This is a genomic window from Corynebacterium variabile (assembly GCF_006539825.1).
Taxonomy (GTDB): domain Bacteria; phylum Actinomycetota; class Actinomycetes; order Mycobacteriales; family Mycobacteriaceae; genus Corynebacterium; species Corynebacterium variabile.
In genome coordinates this window covers 114,065-136,769 of the sequence record NZ_BJNT01000003.1, presented here as the reverse complement: position 1 = coordinate 136,769, position 22,705 = coordinate 114,065, and the positions used below count along the sequence as shown (strand labels likewise).

Here is a 22,705-nt window from a genome sequence, read left to right as displayed (position 1 = left end):
TGGAGTGCACGGCGCCAACTCCCGGCTCGGCCAGCTCAACCTGGACGCCCTGGATCCCGAACAACTGCGTGCGGCGACCGCACCGCGTGGCCCCGTGGCGATCATCGCCGGTGCCGGTACCGGTAAGACCCGCACCATCACCCACCGCATCGCCCACCTGGTCGCCGGTGGTTTCGTCAATCCCGATCACGTCCTGGCGGTCACTTTCACCACCCGGGCAGCCGCGGAACTGAGGGAGCGGCTGACCATGATGGGTGTCGCCAGGGTGCAGGCCAAGACCTTCCACGCCGCCGCGCGAGGCCAGCTGCGCTACTTCTGGCCCCGGTTCGTCGGCGACACCCCGTGGCAGTTGCTGGACTCGAAGTTCCCTTTCGTCGCCCGTGCCTGCCGCGCCAACGGAGTGGCGACGGACAAGACGACCCTGTCCGATCTGCTCGGGGAGATCGAGTGGGCGAAGTCCTCTCTCATCGCCCCGGAGGACTACCCGGCGCACATCGGTCCGGACCGCAGAGACTGCCCGGTGGCTCCGGAGCAGTTCGTCCGCATCTTCGAGGGCTACGAGAACTCGAAGGTGACCGGCGAGGGTGTGTACCTCGACTTCGACGATCTGCTGCAGTCGATGGCCGGTGCCATCGAGGCTGATCCGGGTGTCGCCGACGAGTTCCGGTCGCGCTACCGCACCTTCGTCGTCGACGAGTACCAGGACGTCACCCCGCTGCAGCAGCGACTGCTGGACGCCTGGCTCGGCGACCGTGACGACCTCACCGTCGTCGGCGACGCGAATCAGACGATCTACTCCTTCAACGGTGCGACCCCGGAGCATCTGCTCCGGTTCTCATCGCGCTACCCGGAGGCCACCACGGTCCGACTGTTCCGTGACTACCGGTCGACTCCCCAGGTCGTGGACCTGGCGAACAAGGTCATCGGCCGGGCGACCGGACGTGCCGCCGGCACCCGTCTGGAGCTGGAGGGCCAGCGTGCCCCCGGCCCGGCACCGGAGTTCACCGAGTACTCCGACGAGGCCGCGGAGGCCACGGGTGTCGCCGAGCGGATCTCCGCCCTGATCGCCTCGGGCGTCTCCCCGTCGGAGATCGCGGTACTCTACCGGATCAACGCCCAGTCGGCGGCGCTCGAATACGCACTGGACGCCGCCGGTATCAGTTACCAGGTGAAGGGCGGGGAGGGGTTCTTCCAGCGCCCGGAGATCCGGCAGGGCGTCAACGCGCTGGCCGATGCGGCCCGGAGACTGTCGCGCCGTGATCCCGGAGCAGAGGATCAGCCCCGCCCCACACCGGAACAGCTGGTCAACCAGGTCCGGGCCGCCCTGGTTCCGGTGGGACTGACCCCGACCGAGCCGACCGGTGCCCAGGACCGGGCCCGCTGGCAGTCCCTCGGCGCACTGGTGGACCTGGCGGAGGAGCTCTCCACCGCCACCCCGGGCCTGGACATGTCGAATCTGCTGGGCATCCTGCGCGAGCGCGCCCAGTCGAAGAATCCGCCGAAAGTCGAGGGCGTGACCCTGGCGAGCATTCACGCGGCCAAGGGCCTGGAGTGGGACGCCGTCTTCCTCATCGGCCTGGTCGACGGCACCGTGCCGATCCGGCATGCCCTGAAGGGGACCCACTCCGAGGACGCGATCGAAGAGGAACGTCGACTGCTCTACGTCGGTGTCACCCGTGCCCGCGAGGTGCTGGAACTGTCCTGGGCACAGGCCCGCCAGCCCGGCGGCAAGGCGTCGCGGCGTCGGACGCGGTTCCTCGACGGGCTGGTGCCCTGGGAGAAGGCGGACGCCGCGTCCGGCACCGGCAAGACCTCGGTCAAGGGCGCGCCGAAGAACGCCTGCGCGGTGTGCGGTGCCCGGCTGACCACCCCCGAGCAGCGGATCCTCGGCCGGTGCGACGCCCATGCCGAGGACGGTGACCAGGTGCTCGTCACCGAGTTGCGGTCCTGGCGGACCACGCTGGCGAAGGAGCGGGACGTGCCGGCCTATGTGGTGATGAGTGATGCGACGTTGAAGGCGGTGGCGTTGAAGGCGCCGACCTCGGCACGCGATCTGCTGAAGGTTCCGGGGATCGGCCCGGCGAAGGTCGAGCAGTTCGGCGAGGACATCCTCGGCATCGTGACGAACTACAGCTGAGCCACGGGCTGCGGGACAGTCCGTAGACCCGGCACCACCGCGCAGGATGCGCACCCGGGATGCTGTGGCACGTCCGTCACCGACACCTCCAGGGACAGGGGATCCAGGTAACGACGCCCTGCCAGCACCTCCGGGACCACCCATGACGGTGCTTCGGGGCCGATGTCCTTGAGCGACACCACCTCACGCACCATGTCGGCCGCCATCGACATGGAGTACTCGATCATGTGGTCCACCGACGGGGCCATGCCTTCGTCGGCCTGACCACGGACAGTCCGCCACTGGGCGTCTGCGGCGAGCGACGCGGAGTCCAGGCAGGACAGGCACCCGGTCCGACCGGGCAGGACCAACGGGCCCACCGTCACCCGCGCATCGACCACGCCACAGGTCAGGTGCGGTACGCCCTGCTCCATGAGCCGGTAGGTGATGTCCGCCGGCGGGAACAGCATCCCGGCGATGACCACCAGGTCATCCCTGGACAGGCGTCCGAACGTCGGTGTGCCGGGGGTGATACCGGAGCAGGGGACCCCGGTCCGGCGCAGATGACGCAACAGTGAACGGGTGTAGAGCGACATGCCCAGCACGTGCACCCGCCTGCCGTACCCGGCCGGTCGGGCGGACAGCACTCCGGCGGAGAGCAGCTCGTCGAGTATGCCCCGGGCATGAACCACCGGCACCCCGCAGTGGTGGAGGAGGCGGACCACCGCTCTGTCCGGCAACGGTCGACGCAGCTCACGCATCACCTGGTAGATCTGCTCGACCTCCACCCGCGGCGGAAGGCCGAGCACGAGGGAGTGCCCGGGGACCGCCCCGAACTGCAGATGCCCGTCGTCGCGGATGATGAGATCGATGCTGTCACGCAGCTGCAGCAGGCGAGGAATGTGCTGTATGCGCTGTTCAGATACATCGGTCATGTAGAGTCCCCCTCAATGAAGTCCCTTGATCCCCAGTCGATACGCCCAGTGTAGAGGACGTGATGAGCACCCGGCAGCACCCCACGGCAGCACAGCAGGCGGTCGTCGCGGAATTCGCCCCGGACGTGGAGATCCGGCTGTCCGCGAAGCGACGCCGCACCATCGCCGCGCGCATGGAGGCCGGCAAGGTCGTGGTGCTGGCCCCGTTGTCGATGTCGGCGAAGGAGCTGCGCTCCAGTGCGACGGAGCTGGTGGAGAAGGTGAAGCGGCGCCATACGGGGGCCTCCCAGACCGGGGAGACGGACGCCCTGATGCGCCGGGCCCGGACGCTGAACCAGAAGTACCTGGAGAACCGGGCGGAGTTCACCAGCGTGAAGTGGGTGACGAACATGAACCGGCGGTGGGGGAGCTGCTCGGTGGACACCGGCCGGATCCGCATCTCCGCGCGGCTCAAGGACGTCCCCGAGTATGTGCTGGATTCGGTGCTCATCCACGAGATGGTGCACACCTGGATCCCCGACCACGGCCCTGAGTTCAAGGAATGGGCGGCGAAGGCCCCGCACGCTGAGCGGGCGACCGGCTACCTGGAGGCGTACAGCAGGTGGGCACCGACCGCATCGTGAGTCTGTGACGCCGGTATATTTCCGGTATGACGTTTTCTTCACGAATTCACCTGCCGCTCGTGGCCCTGCTGATGGTCGGCGCGCTCGCCGCCTGCGGCAGTGATGACGACAATGGCTCTGCCGCCGGCTCCGGGGCCGCTGCCCCGCGCACTCCTGTGAGTACCGATGTCGCTGACCTGGTGCTCACCGCCGAGGACGCGCCGGGCGGATTCAGTCACCTCGACATCGGCGAGATGCTCGCCGAACAGACCGCTGGCGGAGACGATGATGATGTCCTCGGCACCATCGACCAGATCAACGCGGGGAACTCCACCGACCCGGCTGAGTGCGCCGCCCTGCAACCCAACCAGCTCACCTTCATCGCGCAGATCAGTGACCGGCCGGGAGAGATCGCCGTCGCGGAGTTCACCGCGGACGACGACTCCGAGGTCACCGTCATCGACTCCCTGGTCTCCACGACCGAAGGGGAGGAGCGGCTGCCCGCGAACCTTTCCGGATGCGGTTCCTTCACCGCCACCTTCACCGATGTCTTCACCGGTGAGGGAGGGGAGAGCTCCTACACGCTGTTCTCCGAGACCAGCGACGCGCAGATCGAGGGAGTCGAGGATGCACGCATCATCACCGTCACTGCCGACGACGGTGCCCCCGAGACCTGGGAGCCGGTGAACATCGTCGACGGGAACATCGGCAGTGTCTACTTCCGCGTCACCGGTCACGGCAGCATCGACCCGCAGATGCTCGTCGGCGTGACGCAGACCCAGGTCGACCGGATCACGGGCCGGTAGGCCCTGTCCGTAGACTGGGCATCATGGGACACAGCAGATCAGGACGCCCCGGGCGTCCCGGCCGGCGTCGGGCCTCCGGGGTCGTCGCGCTCGGTGTGACCGCCGCACTCGCCACCACCCTCACCGGCTGCTCCTCGGAGAGTAACGAGGTGGAGGATGCCGAGTACGCGAAGATCTGCCGCGACGAGACCACCGAGGAGCGGTTGCCCGACGAGGAGTGCGAGGAACGCGTTGGCAACTCCCACATGCACGCCGGCTGGTTCTTCCTGCCGCTGCTGCTGGGTGGTGCGCGCACGAACGTTCCGGCGGTCGGCGCTCCGGTCGCGGCAAACTCCGGGACGGCCTCGGTGCCGGCCGGGACGAAGACGCAGCCTGCACCGCGTACCGGCGGGAACATCACCCGCGGCGGATTCGGTTCCACCGGCGGCGGGGCCGGTAACTCGGGTGGCTCCGGCCACGGCCACAGCATGGGAGGTTAGGTCAGCTCCATGGAACGCATCACCTGCACCCCGCGGGAGGTTTGGGAGGAGATCATCCGCTCCCAGGGTCTGACCTACTCACACAGCGTCCGCGACGCCGGGCCTGATGCCGGTACCGAGGTGGAGTACTGGAACGAGTCCGCCGCCTACGTCTTTACCCTGGCCGAGGTCGAGGCGCTGGAGGTCCAGACGGAGAACTTGCACCGCATGGCGCTGGAGGCCGCCCGCTTCCTCGCCGACGAACAGTGGACACCGGGCAGCCCGTGGCGTTGCCTCGGCCTGCCCGAGTACGCCGTGGAGTACGCGGTGAACTCGCTCAACCGTGGTGATCCGGACCTCTACGGCCGCTTCGACCTGGCCTACTCCGGTGTGCCGGGGGAGCCGGCGAAGATGCTGGAGTACAACGCGGACACCCCCACCGGCATCGTCGAAACCGCGATCTCCCAGTGGTACTGGTACGAGGACAAGTACGGCCGGGAACGCGACGGCGGAGCCTGGGACCAGTGGAACTTCCTCTTCGAGGCGCTGCGCGACCGGTTCGCCGCGCTACGGCTGCGGCTGCCCGGCGGCGGCATGCACTTCGCGCACACCGAACTGGAGCGCACCGGCGAAGACATCATGAACACCGCCGTGCTGCGGGACTGCGCCGACCAGGCGGGCTGGAACACCGCCTCACTGCTCATGAGTGAGATCGGGTGGGACGCCAGGCTCGAGGAGTTCGTCGACATGGACGACCAGCCGATCCAGAACATCTTCAAGCTCTACCCCTGGGAAGACATGATGGGGGAGGAGTTCGGGTCCCTGCTGGCGACGAAGCGTCCGACCGGCTGGATCGAGCCGGCGTGGAAGATGTTCCTGTCCACCAAGGTGCTGGGTGCGGCGATGTGGCACTTGTACCCGGGCCACGAGAACCTGCTGCCGAGCTACATCGACGGCCCGCGGGAGATGACGGACTGGGTGAAGAAGCCGCTGCACGGCCGCGAGGGCGACAACATCGAGATCTTCCGGGCCGGCACGGGATCGGGACGCGGCGAGCACATTGCCCAGCCGGGACGCTACGGCCCGGAAGGGTACGTGTGGCAGCAGTACACGCAGATCCCGAACTTCCCCGGACCCGACGGTGCGCCGAACCACCCGGTGCTGGGTGCCTGGGTGGTCAACGGTGAATCAGTGGGCGTGGGGATCCGCGAGTCCGACGGTCCGGTCACCGACTACTGGTGCCGCTTCGTGCCCAACCTCATCCACGGCTGAGAATCAGAAGGGCATCGGTCCCGGTGCCTTGAGTGCCCCGAGCTCCTCCGGTTCTCCGGTCACCCCGAACTCTTTGAGCAGCACGTCGAGGGTGGCGGCGTCCTTACCTTTCGTCCCGTCCAGATGGACGGCGAAGCCGCTCTCCGGCATCTTCAGCCACAGCTGCCGGTTACGGCGCTGTACCTCACCGCGGTCGTCGACCTTCTCCCACAGGACATAGCGGGGTGTCACCGTCTGATAGCGGAAGGACGCGGAGGACCCGCGGTAGCGTTCGATGACCGCACCGTCGGTGAATAGGTGTATCGCGGCCCCGCCCCGCCACAGCGGCCCCACCATGTTGATGACCATCGCGACCGTGATCCCGGCGAGGATCCAGCCCAACAGATCGGGCAACAGGCTCTGGCGGAGATCGACGAGGAGCAGAGCGCCGATGGCGACCGCGACCGGCAGCGTCACGCGCCAGGTCTTCCGGTCACCGGTGCGGTTGATCCGCACCGACATCCGGTGTTCCCCCAGATGCTCTTCCCCGGCGAGCGTCGTGGCCGCCGAGGTCACCGGGACATGGCGGACGCCGTCCCTCCTGGGGGGCTCTCCCTTGCCGGTCATAGCTTGCAGTATGCGACACCTGCGGGGAGTTCCGTCACTCCCACGCGGGGCTACTTGTCGGCATCGTCCCCGTCGGAGTCCCCGTCAGAGCTGTCGTCCTCGCCCTTGTTGAGCTCGCGCTCCAGCTTCTCGATCTCGCTGATCGGATCGAAGTCCTTGCCCTCGGTCTCGCCGAGGATCGAGTCGATGAACTCGGCGGGGGAGTCGAGGTCGGAGTCGACCGGCAGGAAGTCGGGGTGGTTCCACACCGCGTCCCGGCGCTCCTTGCCGACGGCGAAGGTCAGCCGCGACCACAGCTCGGCGGCCTGGTTCGCCTTCGGGGCGGACAGGTCGATACCGACGGTCCTGGCCAGTGCGGACATCCCCGGCTGGTCGGAGTCGCGGAAGACAGACCATGCCGCCTGGATGCTCGCCGTGGTGGGCAGCCGGTTGCCCAGCGCCTCGCCGACGACGTAGTCCACCCAGCCCTCGACCAGCGACAGGCTGGTCTCGAGCCGGATCCGGGCGTGGTCGGTGGAGGAGACGATCTTCGGGGCGAGATCCTGGTTCTGCAGGCGCTCCATCATCTCCTGCATCTTCTGCGGATCGCCCATGCTCTCCGGGTCGAACTCGCGGGTGGCCTCCTCCAGGGCGGAGTTGTCCAGCGACAGGCCGGTGGCGAACTCCTCCACGTCCAGGATCAGGCGTTCCACCAACCACGGCACGTGCTGGAACAGACGCAGGTGAGCGGCCTCACGGGCCGCGAGGTAGATCAGTGTCTCCCGACGTTCGGCACCGAGCTTCTTCGACAGGTCGTCCAGCCGGGCGGTCGCGACCGCCGCGACGGTGGAGTCCGCCAGCGGGATACCCCACTGGGTCGAGATGGCGACCTCCTTGGCCAGCTCGCCGAGGGCGTGACCGAGCTGCATGCCGAAGTTCATGCCGTTGATCTGGCTGAGCATGCCGGTCATCGGGCCGAGCTGCTCGCGGGCTTCCTCGGGCAGCCCGTCGAGGGTGGCGTCACCCAGCTTGGACGCCAGGGGGTCGATGATCCGGCGCCAGCGCGGCATCGTCTCCTCCAGCCACTTCTCGGCGGAGAAGGCGACCGACCCGGTCGCACCGGCGGGGAGCACGGTGGACTCGTCGAGCCACAGCTCGGCCAGACGCACGGACTCGGCGACGGCCTGCGAGTCATGGCTGGAAGGGTTGCGGGCCGCGGCACCGGAGATCTGCTGACGTGCGATCCGGCCGGCCAGGGCGTAGTTCACCGGGCCCTGGGCGTCCGGGGAGTTCATGTCACGGCCGAAACCGCTGAGCATCGCGCCGAACTGGCCGAGGATGTCCCCGATCCCCGGACCCTGCTGGCCCCCCTGTCCGGGCTGGCCGAAACCGCCCTGACCATCCTGTCCGCCGAAGAGGAAGCCGAAGGGATTCGCGCCGAAACCGAACGGGTCATTGTTGTTCCCGTTGTTCTCGTTGCCGTTGTCGTCACGGTCGTCGTTCTCGTCGTTGGAGCCGAATCCGAAGTTGCGCATGTCCTGAGCCTACCTGCGCCCCCGGCGTCCCCGCGGCCCACGAGGGCCCGGATGCGTGCGCTGTCAGCGAACATGTCCACGGTAGGGTGGGACGGGTGAAATTCCGTAGTCCCTCCTCCGGCGCCCAGTCCGGCACCCCGGTCACCGGCGGTCGCCGCCGTGTCCGCACAATCGCCGTCGGCGCCCTACCGGTCGTCGTGATGGTCGCTCTGCTCGGCATGACCACCGTCCCCGGCACCGACATCAACCTCACCGTCCCCTTCGCCGCGGAGGGGGAGGGGCCGACCTACAACACGCTCGGCGACGTCGACGGCACCCCGGTCGTCGACATCACCGGGGTGGACGCCGACGAGCTCGACGAGACCTCCGGCAACCTCAACATGACCACCGTCGCGGTGCGCACGAAGATGACGCTGCCGCAGATGATGGGCCGCTGGCTCGCCAGCGACGACACGGTCGTGCCGCTGGAGACCGTCATCCCCGCCAACTCGAACGCCGAGGAGGTTGCGCGGCAGAATGCCGCCGCCTTCGCGTCCTCGGAGTCCAATGCGACGGTCGCGGCGATGAACCACCTCGGACGCCCCCTGGAGACCATGGTCTACGACGTCAGTGAGGGCGCACCCGCCGACGGCACAGTGAAGATCAACGACGTCATCACCTCCGTCGACGGCACCGACGTCACCGTGCCCGGTGATGTCTCCGAGGCGATCGGCGACAAGTCGCCCGGCGACGAGGTCACCCTCGGCATCGACCGCGGCGGGAAGAAGGAGACGGAGACCGTCACCCTCGGCGAGATGCCCGACGAGCTCGCCGGCGACGAGGACGCCGAGGCCGCGACCGGCGGCAACGGCAAGGCCTTCCTCGGTGTCACCATGGTCGCCCAGCCCGCCGACGGGATCCGGGTCGAATACAACCTCAAGGACATCGGCGGCCCGTCGGCCGGTCTCATGTTCTCCCTCGCCGTGGTCGACAAGCTGTCTCCCGGGGAGCTCTCCGGTGGGGAGTTCGTCGCCGGGACCGGCACCATCGCCTCCGACGGCACCGTCGGACCGATCGGCGGGATCACCCACAAGATCTCCGCGGCGAAGAACGCGGGCGCCTCGGTCTTCCTCGTCCCGGCCGGCAACTGCTCCGAGGCCGCCTCGGCGGACAGCGGCGACATGACGCTGCTCGAGGTGGACACCCTCGACGGCGCGGTCGACGCGCTCACCGCCCACGACAAGGGCGAGGATGTCCAGACCTGCGGCTAGCTGTACTTCCCGGTGACCCCGGTCAGTCGTCCCCGAAGACGTCCTGCTCGAAGGACGCCCGCAGCGCGGCGATGACACCGGGGGCGAGATTGTCGCCGCCCAGCAGCTCGACGCGGTCCTGGCCGAAGGGATCGGCGTCCAGCTCCTCCTCGGTCGGACGCAGCTGGACCAGCGTACGGTCCGGGCCGCCGTCGACGATGCCGGAGAAGAAGCGCGCCGGGCGGGGAGTGGGGTCGGCGCCGGGGGCGGCATTGGAGAACATGATCTCCTGGGCGAGCACCGCCCCGACGACCAGCGGGGGCCACTGGGCGGAGGCGATGTAGTCGCCGAGTTCCTCTGAGCCGGGGAGGATGTGCTCCGGCAGTTCATCCTGCACCACGAGGGTCAGGGGATGTTGCGCCGCGTCCAGGTCGGTCTCCTGACCTCCGGCGGCGAGCGTGTCCTGCACGAGATGGGCGGGGACCAGTGCGAACAGTGTCGGCGGACGGTCCCAGCCCTCGGCATGGACGAAGTCCACGGCCTCGCGGAGCGCCGCGGTGAGTGGCCGCAGGTCGCTCCGGTAGTCGAGCTTGTGGTGAGCGTCGTTCATCTTATGTCCCTCTCTCGTCGGCCGCAGTACAGTCGGTAGGTATTCTAGGCACTACGCCCCGGGCACTGTCGTCACCCGACCGTCCCCGGGCCACAGCCCGACCGCCAGGAGAAGAGCGCCCCCTTGTCATTACCGTCCGTCCCGTCCCTGCCCGACCTGCCCAGACCAGGGCGGAAAGCGAAGATCTTCGGCACCATCGCCGTCGTTCTCGTGGTCCTGGTCTTCCTGCTCCCGGTCCTCGTGTCCAATTACACGGAACTCAAGTGGTTCCAGTCGATGGACATGCCGAAGGTGTACTGGGGGGTGATCATCACCCGCATCATCCTGTTCTTCGTGTTCGCCCTTGTCGCAGGGGCCGTCGTATGGGGTGCGGCCTTCGCCGCCTACCGCTCCGCCGACAAGTCCCCGGAATCCCTGGCCGGGCTCGAGGCGTCCTCCCCGCTGGCAGAGCACCAGCCGGCGATCCGTCGTTCGCTACGTCCTTTCCTGGTCATCATCCCGGTCATCGTCGGCATCATCGCCGGCATGGTGGCCCAGGGCAACTGGCGCACCGTACGCCTGTTCATGTCCGGTGGTGACTTCGGCGTCACCGACCCGCAGTTCCACAAGGACCTCGGGTTCTACGCCTTCACCCTGCCGCTGCTGCAGTTCATCCTCTCCACGCTGTCCGTCCTGGTCATCGTCGCCTTCATCATCAACCTGGTGGGCCACTACCTGCTCGGCAACATCACCACGGGTAACCCCCGCACCGGTGAGAAGGCCGGCATCAAGTCCCCGGCACTGCGTCAGCTCGCCGTCATCGCCGGTATCTTCATGCTGATCAAGGCCGCGGACTACTGGTTCGACCGCTACGGTCTGCTGAACAAGGCGCACTCCACCTTCACCGGCGGTTCCTACACGGACATCAACGCGGTGCTGCCGGCGAAGATCCTGCTGCTCATCGTCGCCATCTTCGTGGCGATCATGTTCTTCGGCACCCTCGTGCTGCGCGACCTGCGTCTGCCGGCTCTCGCCGTGGTCCTCATGGTCGTCTCCTCCCTGGCGATCGGTGTCGGCTGGCCGGCGGTCATGGAGCAGTTCTCCGTGAACCCGAACCGTGCGGAGAAGGAACGGGAGTACATCGCCCGCAACATCGAGTCCACCCGTGAGGCCTACGGCATCGAGACGAGGACGGACACGGCCCGGGAGGACTACGAGAACCCCGACGGACAGGTCATCTACGACCGCAACTGGGGTGGTGAGACCTCCGGTGACGCCAAGGAGCGTCGTTCCATCGCCGACGATGACCCGACCCTGTCGAACATCCGCCTCCTCGATCCCGAGGTGCTGTCGCCGACCTTCACCCAGCAGCAGCAGCTGCGTAACTTCTACGGCTTCTCCGACGAGCTGTCCGTGGACCGTTACGACGTCGACGGTGAAATGCGTGACTTCGTCGTCGCAGCCCGTGAGATCGAGCCGAACTCGCTGTCCGGCAACCAGACCGACTGGATCAACAAGCACACCGTCTACACCCACGGCAACGGCTTCATCGCCGCGCCGGCCAACAAGGTCGACGAGGTCGCGCAGGACGCCGCGTCCGCCCGTGGCGGTTACCCGGTCTACACCGTCGCCGACCTGCAGCACGCCGGGGGCGACCAGGGTGGCGAGCTCAAGCTCGACCTGGATCAGCCGCGCATCTACTTCGGTCCGACGATCTCCGGCTCGGTCAACCAGGGCGAGGACTACGCCATCGTCGGTGACGACGGCTCCGGCAGTGACCGTGAGTACGACACCGACAACACCAGCTACACCTATACCGGCACCGGTGGCGTGAACGTCTCCAACTTCTTCAACCGTGCGATGTACGCCGCGAAGTACCAGGAGATGAACATCCTTCTGTCCGACGTCATCGGTGACGACTCGAAGATCCTCTACGACCGTGACCCGCGTGAGCGTGTCCACAAGGTCGCCCCGTGGCTGACCACCGACTCCAAGACCTACCCGGTGGTCATTGACGGCCGCATCAAGTGGGTCGTCGACGGTTACACCACCCTGGAGAACCTGCCCTACGCCGAGCGCACCCAGCTGGATTCCGCGATCGCGGACGCCGTGGTCAACGATCCCGCCGCCCAGCAGAATGCGGTGACCAACTCGGTGAGTTACATCCGTAACTCCGTCAAGGCCGTGGTGGATTCCTACGACGGCTCCGTCGACCTCTACGAGTTCGACGAGGAGGACCCGGTGCTCAAGGCCTGGGAGGGCGTCTTTCCGGACATCGTCAAGGACAAGAGCGAGATCAGCGATGAGCTGATGGACCACCTGCGGTACCCGGAGGACCTGTTCAAGGTCCAGCGCGAACTCATCGCCAAGTACCATGTTGATGACCCGGGCGTGTTCTTCACCAACGACGCCTTCTGGTCCGTGCCCTCCGACCCCACCGGTCCGGAAGGCGCCCAGGATCTGGCTCAGCCGCCGTACCACGTGGTCGCGACCGACCCGGTGACGAACAAGCCGAGCTTCCAGCTGATCACCCCGTTCCGTGGTCTGCGGCGTGAGTTCCTGTCGGCACACATGACGGTCAGCTCCGATCCGGAGACGTACGGCCGGATCTACGTCCGCCAGCTGCCGACGAACACCCAGGCCCAGGGTCCGAAGCAGGCGCAGGACACGATGATGTCCTCCGACGAGATCGCCCGTGAGCGCACCCTGCTGCAGGGTTCCAACACCCTGACCAACGGCAACCTGCTGACCCTGCCGGTCGGTGACGGTCAGATCCTCTACGTCGAGCCGGTGTACTCGCAGCGTGCCGACCAGGAGTCCGCATTCCCGAAGCTGCTTCGTGTACTCGTCAGCTACAACGGTCAGGTCGGATACGCACCGACTATCTCCGGGGCACTCGAGCAGGTCGGCATCGACCCGGGTGCGGTGACGGACGTCACCGGCGATGACGGGAGCTCGGGCAACACCGGTTCCACCGACACGGACAGCGATTCGGATTCGGACGCCGACAAGGACGATTCCTCGGATGACCAGAGCTCCGGCTCCGGTGCGACCAGCGGGACCGGTACCGGCGGCGCGCCGACCACCGAGCAGATGACGCGAATCAACGACGCCATGGAAGCAGTGCAGGACGCCCGTGAGAACGGCACCTTCGAGGAGTTCGGTAAGGCCCTCGATGAACTGGACGCCGCTATCGCCGCCGCGGACAAGTAGTCGCTGACGGTGCTGCGTCGCTGACGGTCCTGTGATCCCCTGATCGCCCCGATTTCCGGGGTGACCAGGGGATTTCACATTGTCCGGTGTGCGCGCTACACTATGGGAGTCGCTGAGAGAGCGGGTCGCACAGACTGGTTCTTCTTCAGTCACCCGTCGCGGGGTGGAGCAGCTCGGTAGCTCGCTGGGCTCATAACCCAGAGGTCGTAGGTTCGAATCCTGCCCCCGCTACAAAGGACGAGGCCCCCGGAGAAATCCGGGGGCCTTCGTCGTGTCCGGGGGACGGCAGGAGTCTCGGGTTATGAGGGTTCCCGGGGCCCGGGGATTCTCGGTCTCTTCGTGCCGCAGACACGAAGCCCCATCTGCGGATCTGCCGCATCGGTAGCATTGACAGGAAAGTTCTCCTGACGAACGGAGCTGTCATGTCCCTGCAGCGCATCATCCCGAATATCTGGATCAACCGTGAGGCAGAGGTGGCCGGCCGTTTCTACGCGGAGGCCCTGCCGTTCACCGACGCCGAGGTCGAGGCACGATACCCGGAGACCGGGTTGGCCGATCTCCAGGCGGAGTTCGCCGGCGCACCGCTGACCGTCGCCGTCACCGTGGCAGGGACGCGACTCACCCTGGTCAACGGCGGCGACGAGTTCCGTACCACCCCGGCGCTGTCCTTCATGCTGAACTTCGATCCGCTGCTGTTCGGCGGTTCCGACGAGACCGCCACGACTGCTGCACGCACCGCCCTCGACCGGACATGGGAAGCCCTGTGCGAGGGAGGCAGCGTTCTCATGGAACTGGGGAAGTACCCGTTTTCACCACACTACGGGTGGGTCGCCGACCGCTACGGGGTCAACTGGCAGCTCATGCTCACCGACCCCTCAGGCGACCCCCGTCCGTTCCTCGTGCCCACCCTGATGTTCGGCGGGGACGCCCAGGACAAGGCCGTGGAGGCGGCGGACTTCTACACGTCCTTGTTCGCCGACGTCCCCGGTGGCAGTGGGTCGGGGCACCGCTTCCCCTACGGTGAGCCCACCGGTCCCGCCTCGGCGGACGCACTGGCCTTCGGCGAGTTCCGGATCGGTAACCAGTGGTTCGTCGGCAATGACATGGGCTACGACCACGGATTCGGCTTCACTGAGGGAGTCTCGCTGGAGGTCCGGTGTGCCGACCAGGATGAGATCGACCGGATCTGGTCGGCACTCTCGGCGGTCCCGGAAGCGGAGCAGTGCGGTTGGCTCAAGGACCGCTACGGCGTGAGCTGGCAGGTGGTGCCGGAGAACTTGGCTGAACTCATGGAACAGCCAGACGCCTACGAGCACATGATGGCGATGAAGAAACTGGTCATCGAAGACTTCTGAGGTCGGTTCCGACCGGGTGGTACCGACAGGGCCAGGCCGTCCGGGACGTGGCCGACGCAGAGTGGTGCGCATTCAGACACCAGACTCACAGACGTGGAGCACCTACCTGATCACCGGGGCAGGCAGTGGCTTCGGCAGGTAGATGTCGCTACGCCTCGCCGAACTGGGACACGCCGTCGTCGCCAGTGTCGAGATCATCGCTCAGGTCAACACCCTCCGGGCTGAGGGCCGGGACCGCGGTGTGGAACTGCGGGTCGAGAAACCCGTCGTCACCGATGAGGGGGACCGCGCCAAGGCACTGGATTGGGGTGTCGACGTACCGCTGAACAATGCCGGCATATCCGACGGCGGTGCGACCGTCGACCTGCCGGCCGAGGTCATCTGCCGTCAGTTCGAGGTCAATGTCTTCGGGCCGGTCCTCCTGACCCAGGGCATCGCGAAGCAGATGGCGGCGAAGAAGTCCGGACGAATAGTGTTCATGTCGTCGGTCGCAGGCCTGACTGTCGACCCGTTCACCGGTGCCTACGCAGCGTCGAAACATGCTGTCGAGGCCTTCGCCGACGCCCTCGACCAGGAACTCGCGGAGTACGGCGTGACCGTGGCTACGATCAACCCACCACCCGCCTCTACAACTACAACGGGCCCGCCTTCCCGTATGAGCAGTTCGACCACGAAGAGGTCATCACGACCAGCATCGACGTCCTCACGGGGAAAGACGCCATGTACCGTCACGTCCTTCCGGTGAACTCCGTCGAGGACGTCAGGGCACAGTTGGACGCAGAATGGTCTCGGACGCTCACCGACGGTACCCGCCCCGAGCTGGTACAGACCGCATACGACATCGACCCGTACACGCCGGCGGCAGACACCCCGGCAGCAGAATAGGAGCACTTCATGAAGAAAGCACTGGTCATCTCGACGAACTACGGCACGGAGACCGACGAGATCCTCCGTCCTATCGAAGCACTGCGCGACGCCGGTGTGGAAGTGGTCGTGGCATCGACCGACGGCGGACGCATCAGGACGCTCGGCGGAGACAAGGCGCCCGGACCTGATGTCGACAGCGACATCACCCTGGCGGACGCCGTGGCGTCGGAGTACGACGCCGTGGTCGTCCCGGGCGGCACCCTCAACGCCGACAGCCTGCGTACCGACTCCGATGCGCGTGGTCTGGTGAGGGACATCGCCGCCGTCGGCGGTCCGGTCGCCGCGATCTGCCACGGTCCGTGGCTGCTGGTGGACGCCGACCTGTTGGTGGGCAAGACTCTGACCTCGTTCCCCAGTCTCGCCACCGACATCGTCAACGCCGGTGGTGACTGGGAGGACAGTGAGGTCGTCGTGGACGCCACCAACGGTTTTCCGCTGATCACCTCACGCACCCCGGACGATCTGGCCGCATTCAACCGTGAGCTGCTCGCTGCCCTCGGAGTCGCCGACTGATGAGCGTCCCTGACCTCCGGAACCACCGGAAGGACGCGGATTCCGGATTTCTCCGGGACCGCCGGGGCGGGATAGCCCCTGATCCGGTCTCCCCGGTGTTCGATCCGGTCGGGGACCGCCGGGTGTCCGGTATGCGTCGGTAGGAGGTCGCCTGGGCCGCCGGGATCAGCCTCGTCTACTACGCGAAGCCGGAGCAGGGCCGGATGCTCAATCCGTCGCCCTCGATACTCACCGGAATCATGGATGCCCTGCAGTTCGGTGACGCGGACAGGCGGTATCTCCGGTTGTTGTTCGGAGTGAGTTCGCTGCCGGCGGCGGCCGTTTCCTCCGAGGACAACCGGCGTGCGCGGGGCGTCCTCGAAGCCATCGTCGGCCATTTCCCGGAGGCGACCATGCAGCACATTCTCGACCGGGACCTGAATCTCACTCTCCCGGACGAGGAGAGCTCGAGTATCCTCTTCCCCGGTGTGAATGATCCGCCGTCGCAGGTGTCTCTGGTGGAGTACCTCTCCTTCCCGGAGAATTGTGCGGTCAGCCGCCGCGTGTACGTAGACCGGCGGGAGAAGGCGGCGGAGGTCATCGGGCTGGTGCACATGAAACTGGCGACCGGGGCGGCATCCGCGGCACTGCGGGCGACGGTCCAGATGCTGCTGGAGGAACCGTAGTTCCGGTCGCTGTGGAGCCGCTACGTGCCCTATGAGAACCGGATCGGTACCTTGCGTGGGGGTCTCGGTATCACTGACGACCCCGCGGCACCCACTGTCCGTGCCTGCAGGTTCTTCACCGTGACGGTGCCGGACGACCCTGACCTGTCGCTTGTCGTCTACGGGTGATCTCGGATGGGGGTATCCTCGGGCACTCCACCGACACCGCACCGGAGCACCGAAATGTCCATCCCTGTCACACCGACACCACCAGACGCCCGGACCGACTGGGCGTCGAAATCCACGGACTGGGTCCACGACGAGCAGATCTACGACCGTGTCTTCGCCCCGTTCACCAGGGCATTGCTCGCCGCATCCGACCTCCACCAGGAGCACCGGGTGCTCGACATCGGGTGCGATGCAGGGACCATGCTGGAGCAGTCACATGCCGCAGGCGTCCCGGTGGGGGATCTGGCGGCGTGGATCTCGACCCGGTGATGGTCGCCGCCGCCCGCGACCGGGTGCCCGGGGCGACCGTGGTCGAGGTCGATGCGCAGGAGGACCGCTGCCCGGATCACCGGTCGACCGGGTGATCTCGTGGTTCGGGGTGATGTTCTTCGCTGACCCGGTCGTCGCATTCACGACGCTACGGCCTCACACCACCTCAGGAGGGAGGCTGTCCTTCGTCTGCTGGCCGGGGGAGGAGGACATGTTCCACCTGGGGATGCGCCGTGCCGCGGAGCGCGCGGAGCAGGTCGGCGGAAGGCGACCGGAGGGGCCGGTGCCGAACCGACCTGGTGCCCGGTGGTTCGCCGATCCCGACCGGATCAGCGGGATTCTCACTGCGGCCGGCTGGTCCGGCATCGAGGTCGTCGAACTGGTGGAGCCGGTCACGTACGGTCACTCCGGAGCAGACGATGTCACGGAGCGTCTCGCCGTCGCCTGTGTCGGGAGGGTGGGGCTGCAGGTCCGGCGGGTCCTGGAGCCGGTGGGGCAGTGGGAGGACGCACTCGCTGACGCGCGTGCGGAGCTGACGCCGATGCTGAACTCCGCCGGACTGCTCACGGTGCCTGCCCGGGTACTGCTCGTCACCGCGCAGAACTCCTGATCACTGCTCTGTCGGCGGGGTGGGTCACACCGGCGGCACTTCACCGTTCATCTGGACCGACTGCGTGGACTCGTCCCAGGTGAACTGGGCGGTCGACTCGCCGGAGCGTCCGACATTGGATTCGCCGTCCTTCGGCCAGTGCCAGGTGACGGAGACCGTCGCGTCGTCGACGCGGGAGATGTCGGGGTAGAAGCCGTAGTCGTCGGAGGTGGCGGTGCCGAGATAGGAGCCGTTGTGGAAGAGCATGATCTGGTACGGGGAGGAGGCGGTGCCGCCCTCGATGGGCAGGATGATCCATGAGAGGTCGGCGCAGGGGTCGTAGCCGTCGGTCTCGGCCGATTCCGGGGCCCACGGGTAGCCACCGGAGTTCGGGGGGACGTCCCCCGCCCAGCGGGCGACAGCGTCGGCGCCGGTGAACCCGGAACAGTCGTCGCTCTCTCCACCGTCCCCCTCACCGCCGGGGCCAGGAGCGACCGTGCTGTCCGGAGGGCCGGCGGTGACCGTCACGGTCCCGGACGGAGAGTCGGATGCCGCGGTGTCGTCGGAACTGCAGGCGCCGAGGACGAGGACGCCGGCCGCGAGGACTGCAGACAGCGAAGACAGCGAAGACAGCGAAGACAGGGTGTGTCGGGTGCGTGTGGTGGACATGGTGGATGCACCTCCTGTTCACCTCTCAACGATACTGACACTCCTGGAGATGCCCAGGGGTGCCATCGGGGTGCGTCTGGTGTTACGCGGTAGCGGGGGCGGCAGCCTCTTGCGTCGAGTCGGACGCAGCAGCGGCGTCCTTCTTCCCGGTCACCTGCTTGACGATGATCACCGTTACCGCGGAAACGAGCGTGCCGACCACCACGGCCAGGACGAAGCCCCAGGCGTTGTCCATCAGCGGGGCGACCCAGAAACCACCGTGCGGGGCGCGGCTCATCGCGCCGAGCTGCATGGAGATCGCACCGGTCACGGCACCACCGACCATCATCGATGGGATGATGCGCAGCGGGTCCGCCGCGGCGAACGGGATCGCACCCTCGGAGATGAAGGACGCACCGAGTAGCCAGGACGCCTTGCCGTTCTCCTTCTCGTCCTTGGTCCACAGCTTCGGACGCACCGTCGTCGCCAGCGCAAGGGCCAGCGGCGGGACCATACCAGCGGCGATGACCGCGGCCATGATCTTCAGCGCGGCGTCGTCACCGGTGGACAGCCCGGCGGTGGCGAAGAGGTAGGCGGCCTTGTTCACCGGGCCACCGAGGTCGAAGCACATCATCAGGCCGAGGATGATGCCCAGCAGCCAGGCGGAGCTGTCGGACATGTCGGTCAGCCAGTTCTGCAGGCCGTCCATGATCGCGGCAAGCGGGCGGCCGAGCACGAGGAACATCGACGCTGCGGTGATGAGCGTGGCGACCAGCGGGATGATGACCACCGGCATCATGGATGCCAGCCAGCGCGGCACCTTGTAGGACTGGATCCACATGGCGGCGAGGCCGGCGATGATACCGGTGATCAGTCCACCGATGAAGCCGGCGCCGACGGTCAGCGAGATCGCGCCACCGACGAAGCCCGGGACGATGCCGGGGCGTCCCGCCAGCGCGTAGGCGGTGTATCCGGACAGTGCGGGCACCAGGAAGCTCATCGCGGTCGTACCGCCACCGAAGAAGACGGCTCCGAGGTAGAGCAGCAGGCCGGAGCGGTCGGAGCTGAACGTTTCCTCGCTGCCGTCCATCATGTAGTCGAGGTGGTCAGGCAGGTTCCACAGCGAGAAGTCCTTGACAGCCGTCTCCCAGACATTGGAGACGTTGTACCCGCCGATGAGGAAGCCGAGGGCCATGAGCAGACCACCGGCGGCGACGAAGGGCACCATGTAGGAGACACCGGTCATCACGGCCTGTTGGATGCGTGAGCCCCAGCCGAGGTTGCCCACGTCCTCGTCGTCACCGCCGGATTCTCCACCGCCGGATGCCGCGACGCGCCGGGGGTTCTCTGCGGTGGACGCTTCGATGGCACGGTTGATCAGTTCCTCCGGCTCGGAAATGCCCTTCTTCACCGGGACGTCCACGACAGGTTTGCCTGCGAAGCGCTCGATTTCGCGGACGGCGACACCGTGGGCGAAGATGACGGCGTCCGCCTCCTCGATCTGCTCCTTCGTCAGCTTCCCGGTACCCGAGGAACCCTGCGTCTCGATGACGATCTCAACGTCGTCACGGTTGTCGGCCGCACCCGTGAGGGCGTCGGCGGCCATGTAGGTGTGGGCGATGCCGGTGGGGCAGGAGGTCACGCCGACGAGCTTGGTGACCTTCTTGGCCGGGGCCGCTTGCGGGGTCTTGTCCTGGGCGGACCCTGCGGTGGCAGCCGTGGTAGCGGCCGGAGCTTCCGGAGTCGCCTCTGGGTCCGCCGAGGCCTTCTTCTTTTTCTTCGCGTTGAGCTTCTCCGTCACCAGCGCGACGACCTCCTCTTCCGAGGACGCGGAGCGCAGGGCCTCCACGTAGTCCTTCTTGACCAGGGACCGTGCCAGGGTCGAGAGGATCTTCAGGTGCTCTTTGCCGGCACCGGCGGGCGCCAGGATCATGAATACCAGGTCCGCGGGTCCGTCCTCGGCGCCGAAGTCAGTGGGCTCGGAGAGTCGTGCCACGCCGAGGGACGGGGCGTCCACCGCAGTGGTTCGGCAGTGGGGGATGGCGATGCCGCCGGGCAGACCGGTGGCTGCCTGGGCCTCACGGGCGTGGATGTCACCGAGCAGCACGGTGGCGTCGGTGGCGCGTCCGGCATCGACCTGCAGGTCGGCCAGGGCGTTGAGCACGACATCCTTGTCGGCGGGCAGACCCGCGTCCAGGCTGACGAGCTCGGGGATGAGCACCGGGCGGTCGGCGCTGTCTTCCGGGGTGGTCATGATGCTCTCCTAGTCTGCCGGGGTGTCGGCAGGTCGTGGGGAAGGTCTTCGGGGATCGGGAGAGTGGTGCCGGGCAGGGTCACCGCGGCCGAGCCGTGGGCGACGGCGAGTGCGAGACGGTCGGCCGGGGCCAGTCCCCGGACATCGCCGAGGACGTAGCCGGCCAGGGTCGAGTCACCGGCACCGACGGTGGAGACAGCCTCCACTTTGGGGCTGGGGCAGAACCAGGACCCCTCGGCGGTGGCGAGCAGGGCACCGGCCGCGCCCAGACTCACCACGACCGCGGGAAAACCGCGGTCCACCAGCTGCGAAGCGGCGTCCGCCACCTCGTCGAGCTCACCGCGGCCCGCGGCGTCCTCCATGGATCCGGCCTCGGCCGGGGTGAGACCGAGGATCTCGGCGAGTTCGAAGGTGTTCGGCTTGATGAGGTCGGGGGTCGAGTCGGCGACCGAGGCGCCGGCGAGGACCAGTTCGGTCAGCGGGGCACCGGAGGTGTCCACGGCGACGCGCACCCCGTGCCGGTGCGCCTCGGCGGTGACCGTGGCGTACCAGTTGTCGGGGTATCCGGGCGGCAGCGATCCGGCGAGCACCAGCCAGGTCGCCCCGTCGAGGAGGTGACTGACCCTGGTGGCCAGGGCATTGCCGTTGTTGTACGGGCCCGGTTCGTTGATCTTCGTGGTCACCCCGTCGGCGTCGACGAGGGTGAGGTTCGTCCGCGCCGGGACGCCGTACTCCATGAACTTCGTCGGCACCTGGCTCTCGCCGACGAGTTCGGCGAACGGGCCGACGTCCGGGGTCGGGACCACGGAGGTGACCTCCTCACCGGCGGCGTGCAGCACGGTGGCGACGTTGACGCCTTTACCGCCGGCCTGGTCGGTGCCGGAGATTACCCGGTTCACCGCGCCCACACCCAGGGGGTCGGCGAGGACCTGGGTGCGGTCGATACTGGGGTTCGGGGTGACGGTGATGATCACGCGTGAATCACGTCCAATCCGTGGGTAGTGAGCTCCCGGACGACCGGGTGGTCCTCCGGGGCGTCGGTGATGAGGATGTCGATGTCCGAGGGACGGGCAAAGGAGTAGAGCAGTTCCTCGCCGAGCTTGGTGGCGTCCACCAGGGCGACGCGACGACGCGCCGAGCGGGCCATCGCCGTCTTCGTCTGTCCCTCCGACGGATCGGGGGTGGACAGGCCGAATCCGGCGGTCACGCCGTTGGCGCCGAGGAAGGCGACATCGGCACGCAACCGTTCGAAGTCCGCGACGGCGTCCGCCCCGACGACCGCCTGGGTGACGCCCCTGACCCGGCCACCGACCATCCGCAGCAGACGGTGGTCCGCTGCGGAGAGCCGGTGGGCGAGCATCAGCGAGTTCGTCACCACGGCGAGGTCCGGGTGGTTGAGGATCGGGTCGGCCAGCAGCACCGTGGTGGTGCCGGCGTCCACGATCACGGAACCGGTCGTCGGCAGGAGTCCAGCGGCGGCGATGGCGATCCGTTCCTTGGCCTCACGTGCGGAAGTCTGCCGCTCGGAGACGGCGGTCTCGGTACCGCTGCTGCTGGTGCCCGTTCCCGTGCGGCGCTGTCCCTGCAGCCAGGGCACCGCGCCGCCGTGGACCCGGGAGACGCGCCGGGACTTCTCCAGCACGTCGAGGTCCCGGCGGACGGTCTCGGCGGAGACGCCGTGCTTCTCCGCGAGTTCGGCGACAGTCATGGCGCCGTGGGAGTTGATCTCCTCGGCGATGATGTCCTGTCGAAGTGTCGCGTACACCGGGCGTGACCTCCGTTCCGGTCAGTGGGCAGACGAGTGCTTCCTTGATGGAAAGCTCTCAGGGGTGATTATCTGTGGGAATGTGTGGTGAGTCAAGGGATAATTGCCGGTATTCAGGGGTAAATGGTCATAAACGGTCGCGAACGGGCATGTGCCTCCCATTCGGGGGTGG

22 protein-coding genes and 1 tRNA gene are annotated in these 22,705 nt (G+C 67.3%); 15 read left to right on the top strand and 8 right to left on the bottom strand.

Features of this window, described 5'->3' with window-relative positions:
• Positions 1 to 4: 4 nt before the first annotated feature.
• Positions 5 to 2,137: an ATP-dependent DNA helicase UvrD2 gene (locus tag CVA01_RS01615; RefSeq protein WP_141328148.1), complete on the top strand. Its 2,133-nt coding sequence runs from the start codon at positions 5 to 7 to the stop codon at positions 2,135 to 2,137.
• On the opposite strand, the gene CVA01_RS01610 is transcribed toward CVA01_RS01615, so the two are convergent.
• On the bottom strand, positions 2,128 to 3,051 hold the full coding sequence (locus CVA01_RS01610; RefSeq protein WP_014010650.1) for a hypothetical protein: 924 nt from the start codon (positions 3,049 to 3,051) through the stop codon (positions 2,128 to 2,130). The genes CVA01_RS01615 and CVA01_RS01610 overlap by 10 nt on opposite strands.
• 62 nt (positions 3,052 to 3,113) lie before the next feature.
• On the opposite strand from CVA01_RS01610, the gene CVA01_RS01605 reads away from it, so the two are divergent.
• The 4 genes from CVA01_RS01605 to CVA01_RS01590 are packed head-to-tail and all read left to right on the top strand — an operon-like array spanning position 3,114 to position 6,189.
• On the top strand, positions 3,114 to 3,674 hold the full coding sequence (locus CVA01_RS01605; RefSeq protein ID WP_073883285.1) for a M48 metallopeptidase family protein: 561 nt from the start codon (positions 3,114 to 3,116) through the stop codon (positions 3,672 to 3,674).
• 26 nt (positions 3,675 to 3,700) lie between these two features.
• Positions 3,701 to 4,459, top strand: a complete 759-nt coding sequence (locus CVA01_RS01600; RefSeq protein WP_141328089.1) for a hypothetical protein — start codon at positions 3,701 to 3,703, stop codon at positions 4,457 to 4,459.
• Positions 4,460 to 4,482: 23 nt separating this feature from the next.
• Positions 4,483 to 4,938: a hypothetical protein gene (locus tag CVA01_RS01595; protein WP_014010647.1), complete on the top strand. Its 456-nt coding sequence runs from the start codon at positions 4,483 to 4,485 to the stop codon at positions 4,936 to 4,938.
• A gap of 9 nt (positions 4,939 to 4,947) precedes the next feature.
• Entirely contained in the window at positions 4,948 to 6,189 is a 1,242-nt protein-coding gene (locus tag CVA01_RS01590; RefSeq protein ID WP_141328087.1) for a glutathionylspermidine synthase family protein, read from the top strand.
• Between the two features lie 3 nt (positions 6,190 to 6,192).
• On the opposite strand, the gene CVA01_RS01585 is transcribed toward CVA01_RS01590, so the two are convergent.
• Entirely contained in the window at positions 6,193 to 6,795 is a 603-nt protein-coding gene (locus tag CVA01_RS01585) for a hypothetical protein (protein ID WP_141328085.1), read from the bottom strand.
• Positions 6,796 to 6,845: 50 nt separating this feature from the next.
• Positions 6,846 to 8,309, bottom strand: coding sequence for a zinc-dependent metalloprotease (locus tag CVA01_RS01580; RefSeq protein ID WP_014010644.1), 1,464 nt, complete (start codon positions 8,307 to 8,309; stop codon positions 6,846 to 6,848).
• Between the two features lie 95 nt (positions 8,310 to 8,404).
• Here CVA01_RS01580 and CVA01_RS01575 point away from each other — a divergent pair, with 95 nt between their 5' ends.
• A complete protein-coding gene (locus CVA01_RS01575) occupies positions 8,405 to 9,559 on the top strand; it encodes a YlbL family protein (RefSeq protein WP_174775588.1) in 1,155 nt (384 codons plus the stop codon).
• 22 nt (positions 9,560 to 9,581) lie between these two features.
• Here CVA01_RS01575 and CVA01_RS01570 read toward each other — a convergent pair whose 3' ends face one another.
• On the bottom strand, positions 9,582 to 10,148 hold the full coding sequence (locus CVA01_RS01570) for a PPA1309 family protein (RefSeq protein WP_014010642.1): 567 nt from the start codon (positions 10,146 to 10,148) through the stop codon (positions 9,582 to 9,584).
• Positions 10,149 to 10,271: 123 nt separating this feature from the next.
• Here CVA01_RS01570 and CVA01_RS01565 point away from each other — a divergent pair, with 123 nt between their 5' ends.
• The 9 genes from CVA01_RS01565 (at position 10,272) to CVA01_RS01530 (ending at position 17,887) form a co-directional block, all read left to right on the top strand.
• Positions 10,272 to 13,340, top strand: coding sequence for a UPF0182 family protein (locus CVA01_RS01565; protein ID WP_170209652.1), 3,069 nt, complete (start codon positions 10,272 to 10,274; stop codon positions 13,338 to 13,340).
• Between the two features lie 157 nt (positions 13,341 to 13,497).
• A tRNA-Met gene (locus CVA01_RS01560) sits at positions 13,498 to 13,571 on the top strand.
• A 191-nt stretch (positions 13,572 to 13,762) separates the two neighbouring features.
• On the top strand, positions 13,763 to 14,695 hold the full coding sequence (locus CVA01_RS01555; protein ID WP_141328083.1) for a VOC family protein: 933 nt from the start codon (positions 13,763 to 13,765) through the stop codon (positions 14,693 to 14,695).
• A gap of 142 nt (positions 14,696 to 14,837) precedes the next feature.
• Positions 14,838 to 15,440: an SDR family NAD(P)-dependent oxidoreductase gene (locus CVA01_RS01550; protein ID WP_244938085.1), complete on the top strand. Its 603-nt coding sequence runs from the start codon at positions 14,838 to 14,840 to the stop codon at positions 15,438 to 15,440.
• Positions 15,416 to 15,580, top strand: a complete 165-nt coding sequence (locus tag CVA01_RS15165) for a hypothetical protein (RefSeq protein WP_234946263.1) — start codon at positions 15,416 to 15,418, stop codon at positions 15,578 to 15,580. Before CVA01_RS01550 ends, CVA01_RS15165 begins: the two co-directional genes overlap by 25 nt.
• A gap of 9 nt (positions 15,581 to 15,589) precedes the next feature.
• Positions 15,590 to 16,135, top strand: coding sequence for a type 1 glutamine amidotransferase domain-containing protein (locus CVA01_RS01545; protein WP_141328081.1), 546 nt, complete (start codon positions 15,590 to 15,592; stop codon positions 16,133 to 16,135).
• Between the two features lie 239 nt (positions 16,136 to 16,374).
• Positions 16,375 to 16,800, top strand: coding sequence for a hypothetical protein (locus CVA01_RS01540; protein WP_141328080.1), 426 nt, complete (start codon positions 16,375 to 16,377; stop codon positions 16,798 to 16,800).
• Positions 16,801 to 17,022: 222 nt separating this feature from the next.
• Complete coding sequence (locus CVA01_RS01535) at positions 17,023 to 17,277, top strand: hypothetical protein (RefSeq protein WP_052302520.1); 255 nt, start codon at positions 17,023 to 17,025, stop codon at positions 17,275 to 17,277.
• A 112-nt stretch (positions 17,278 to 17,389) separates the two neighbouring features.
• A complete protein-coding gene (locus CVA01_RS01530) occupies positions 17,390 to 17,887 on the top strand; it encodes a hypothetical protein (protein WP_014010622.1) in 498 nt (165 codons plus the stop codon).
• A 24-nt stretch (positions 17,888 to 17,911) separates the two neighbouring features.
• Here CVA01_RS01530 and CVA01_RS01525 read toward each other — a convergent pair whose 3' ends face one another.
• The 4 genes from CVA01_RS01525 to CVA01_RS01510 form a co-directional block, all read right to left on the bottom strand.
• Positions 17,912 to 18,535: an LppP/LprE family lipoprotein gene (locus CVA01_RS01525; RefSeq protein WP_141328077.1), complete on the bottom strand. Its 624-nt coding sequence runs from the start codon at positions 18,533 to 18,535 to the stop codon at positions 17,912 to 17,914.
• Between the two features lie 82 nt (positions 18,536 to 18,617).
• Positions 18,618 to 20,768 (bottom strand): PTS fructose transporter subunit IIABC, encoded by a 2,151-nt coding sequence (locus tag CVA01_RS01520; protein WP_014010620.1) that lies wholly within the window; start codon positions 20,766 to 20,768, stop codon positions 18,618 to 18,620.
• Positions 20,765 to 21,742: a 1-phosphofructokinase family hexose kinase gene (locus CVA01_RS01515; RefSeq protein WP_141328075.1), complete on the bottom strand. Its 978-nt coding sequence runs from the start codon at positions 21,740 to 21,742 to the stop codon at positions 20,765 to 20,767. Before CVA01_RS01515 ends, CVA01_RS01520 begins: the two co-directional genes overlap by 4 nt.
• On the bottom strand, positions 21,739 to 22,533 hold the full coding sequence (locus CVA01_RS01510) for a DeoR/GlpR family DNA-binding transcription regulator (RefSeq protein WP_073883280.1): 795 nt from the start codon (positions 22,531 to 22,533) through the stop codon (positions 21,739 to 21,741). The genes CVA01_RS01515 and CVA01_RS01510 overlap by 4 nt, the downstream gene beginning before the upstream one ends.
• Positions 22,534 to 22,705: the final 172 nt, after the last annotated feature.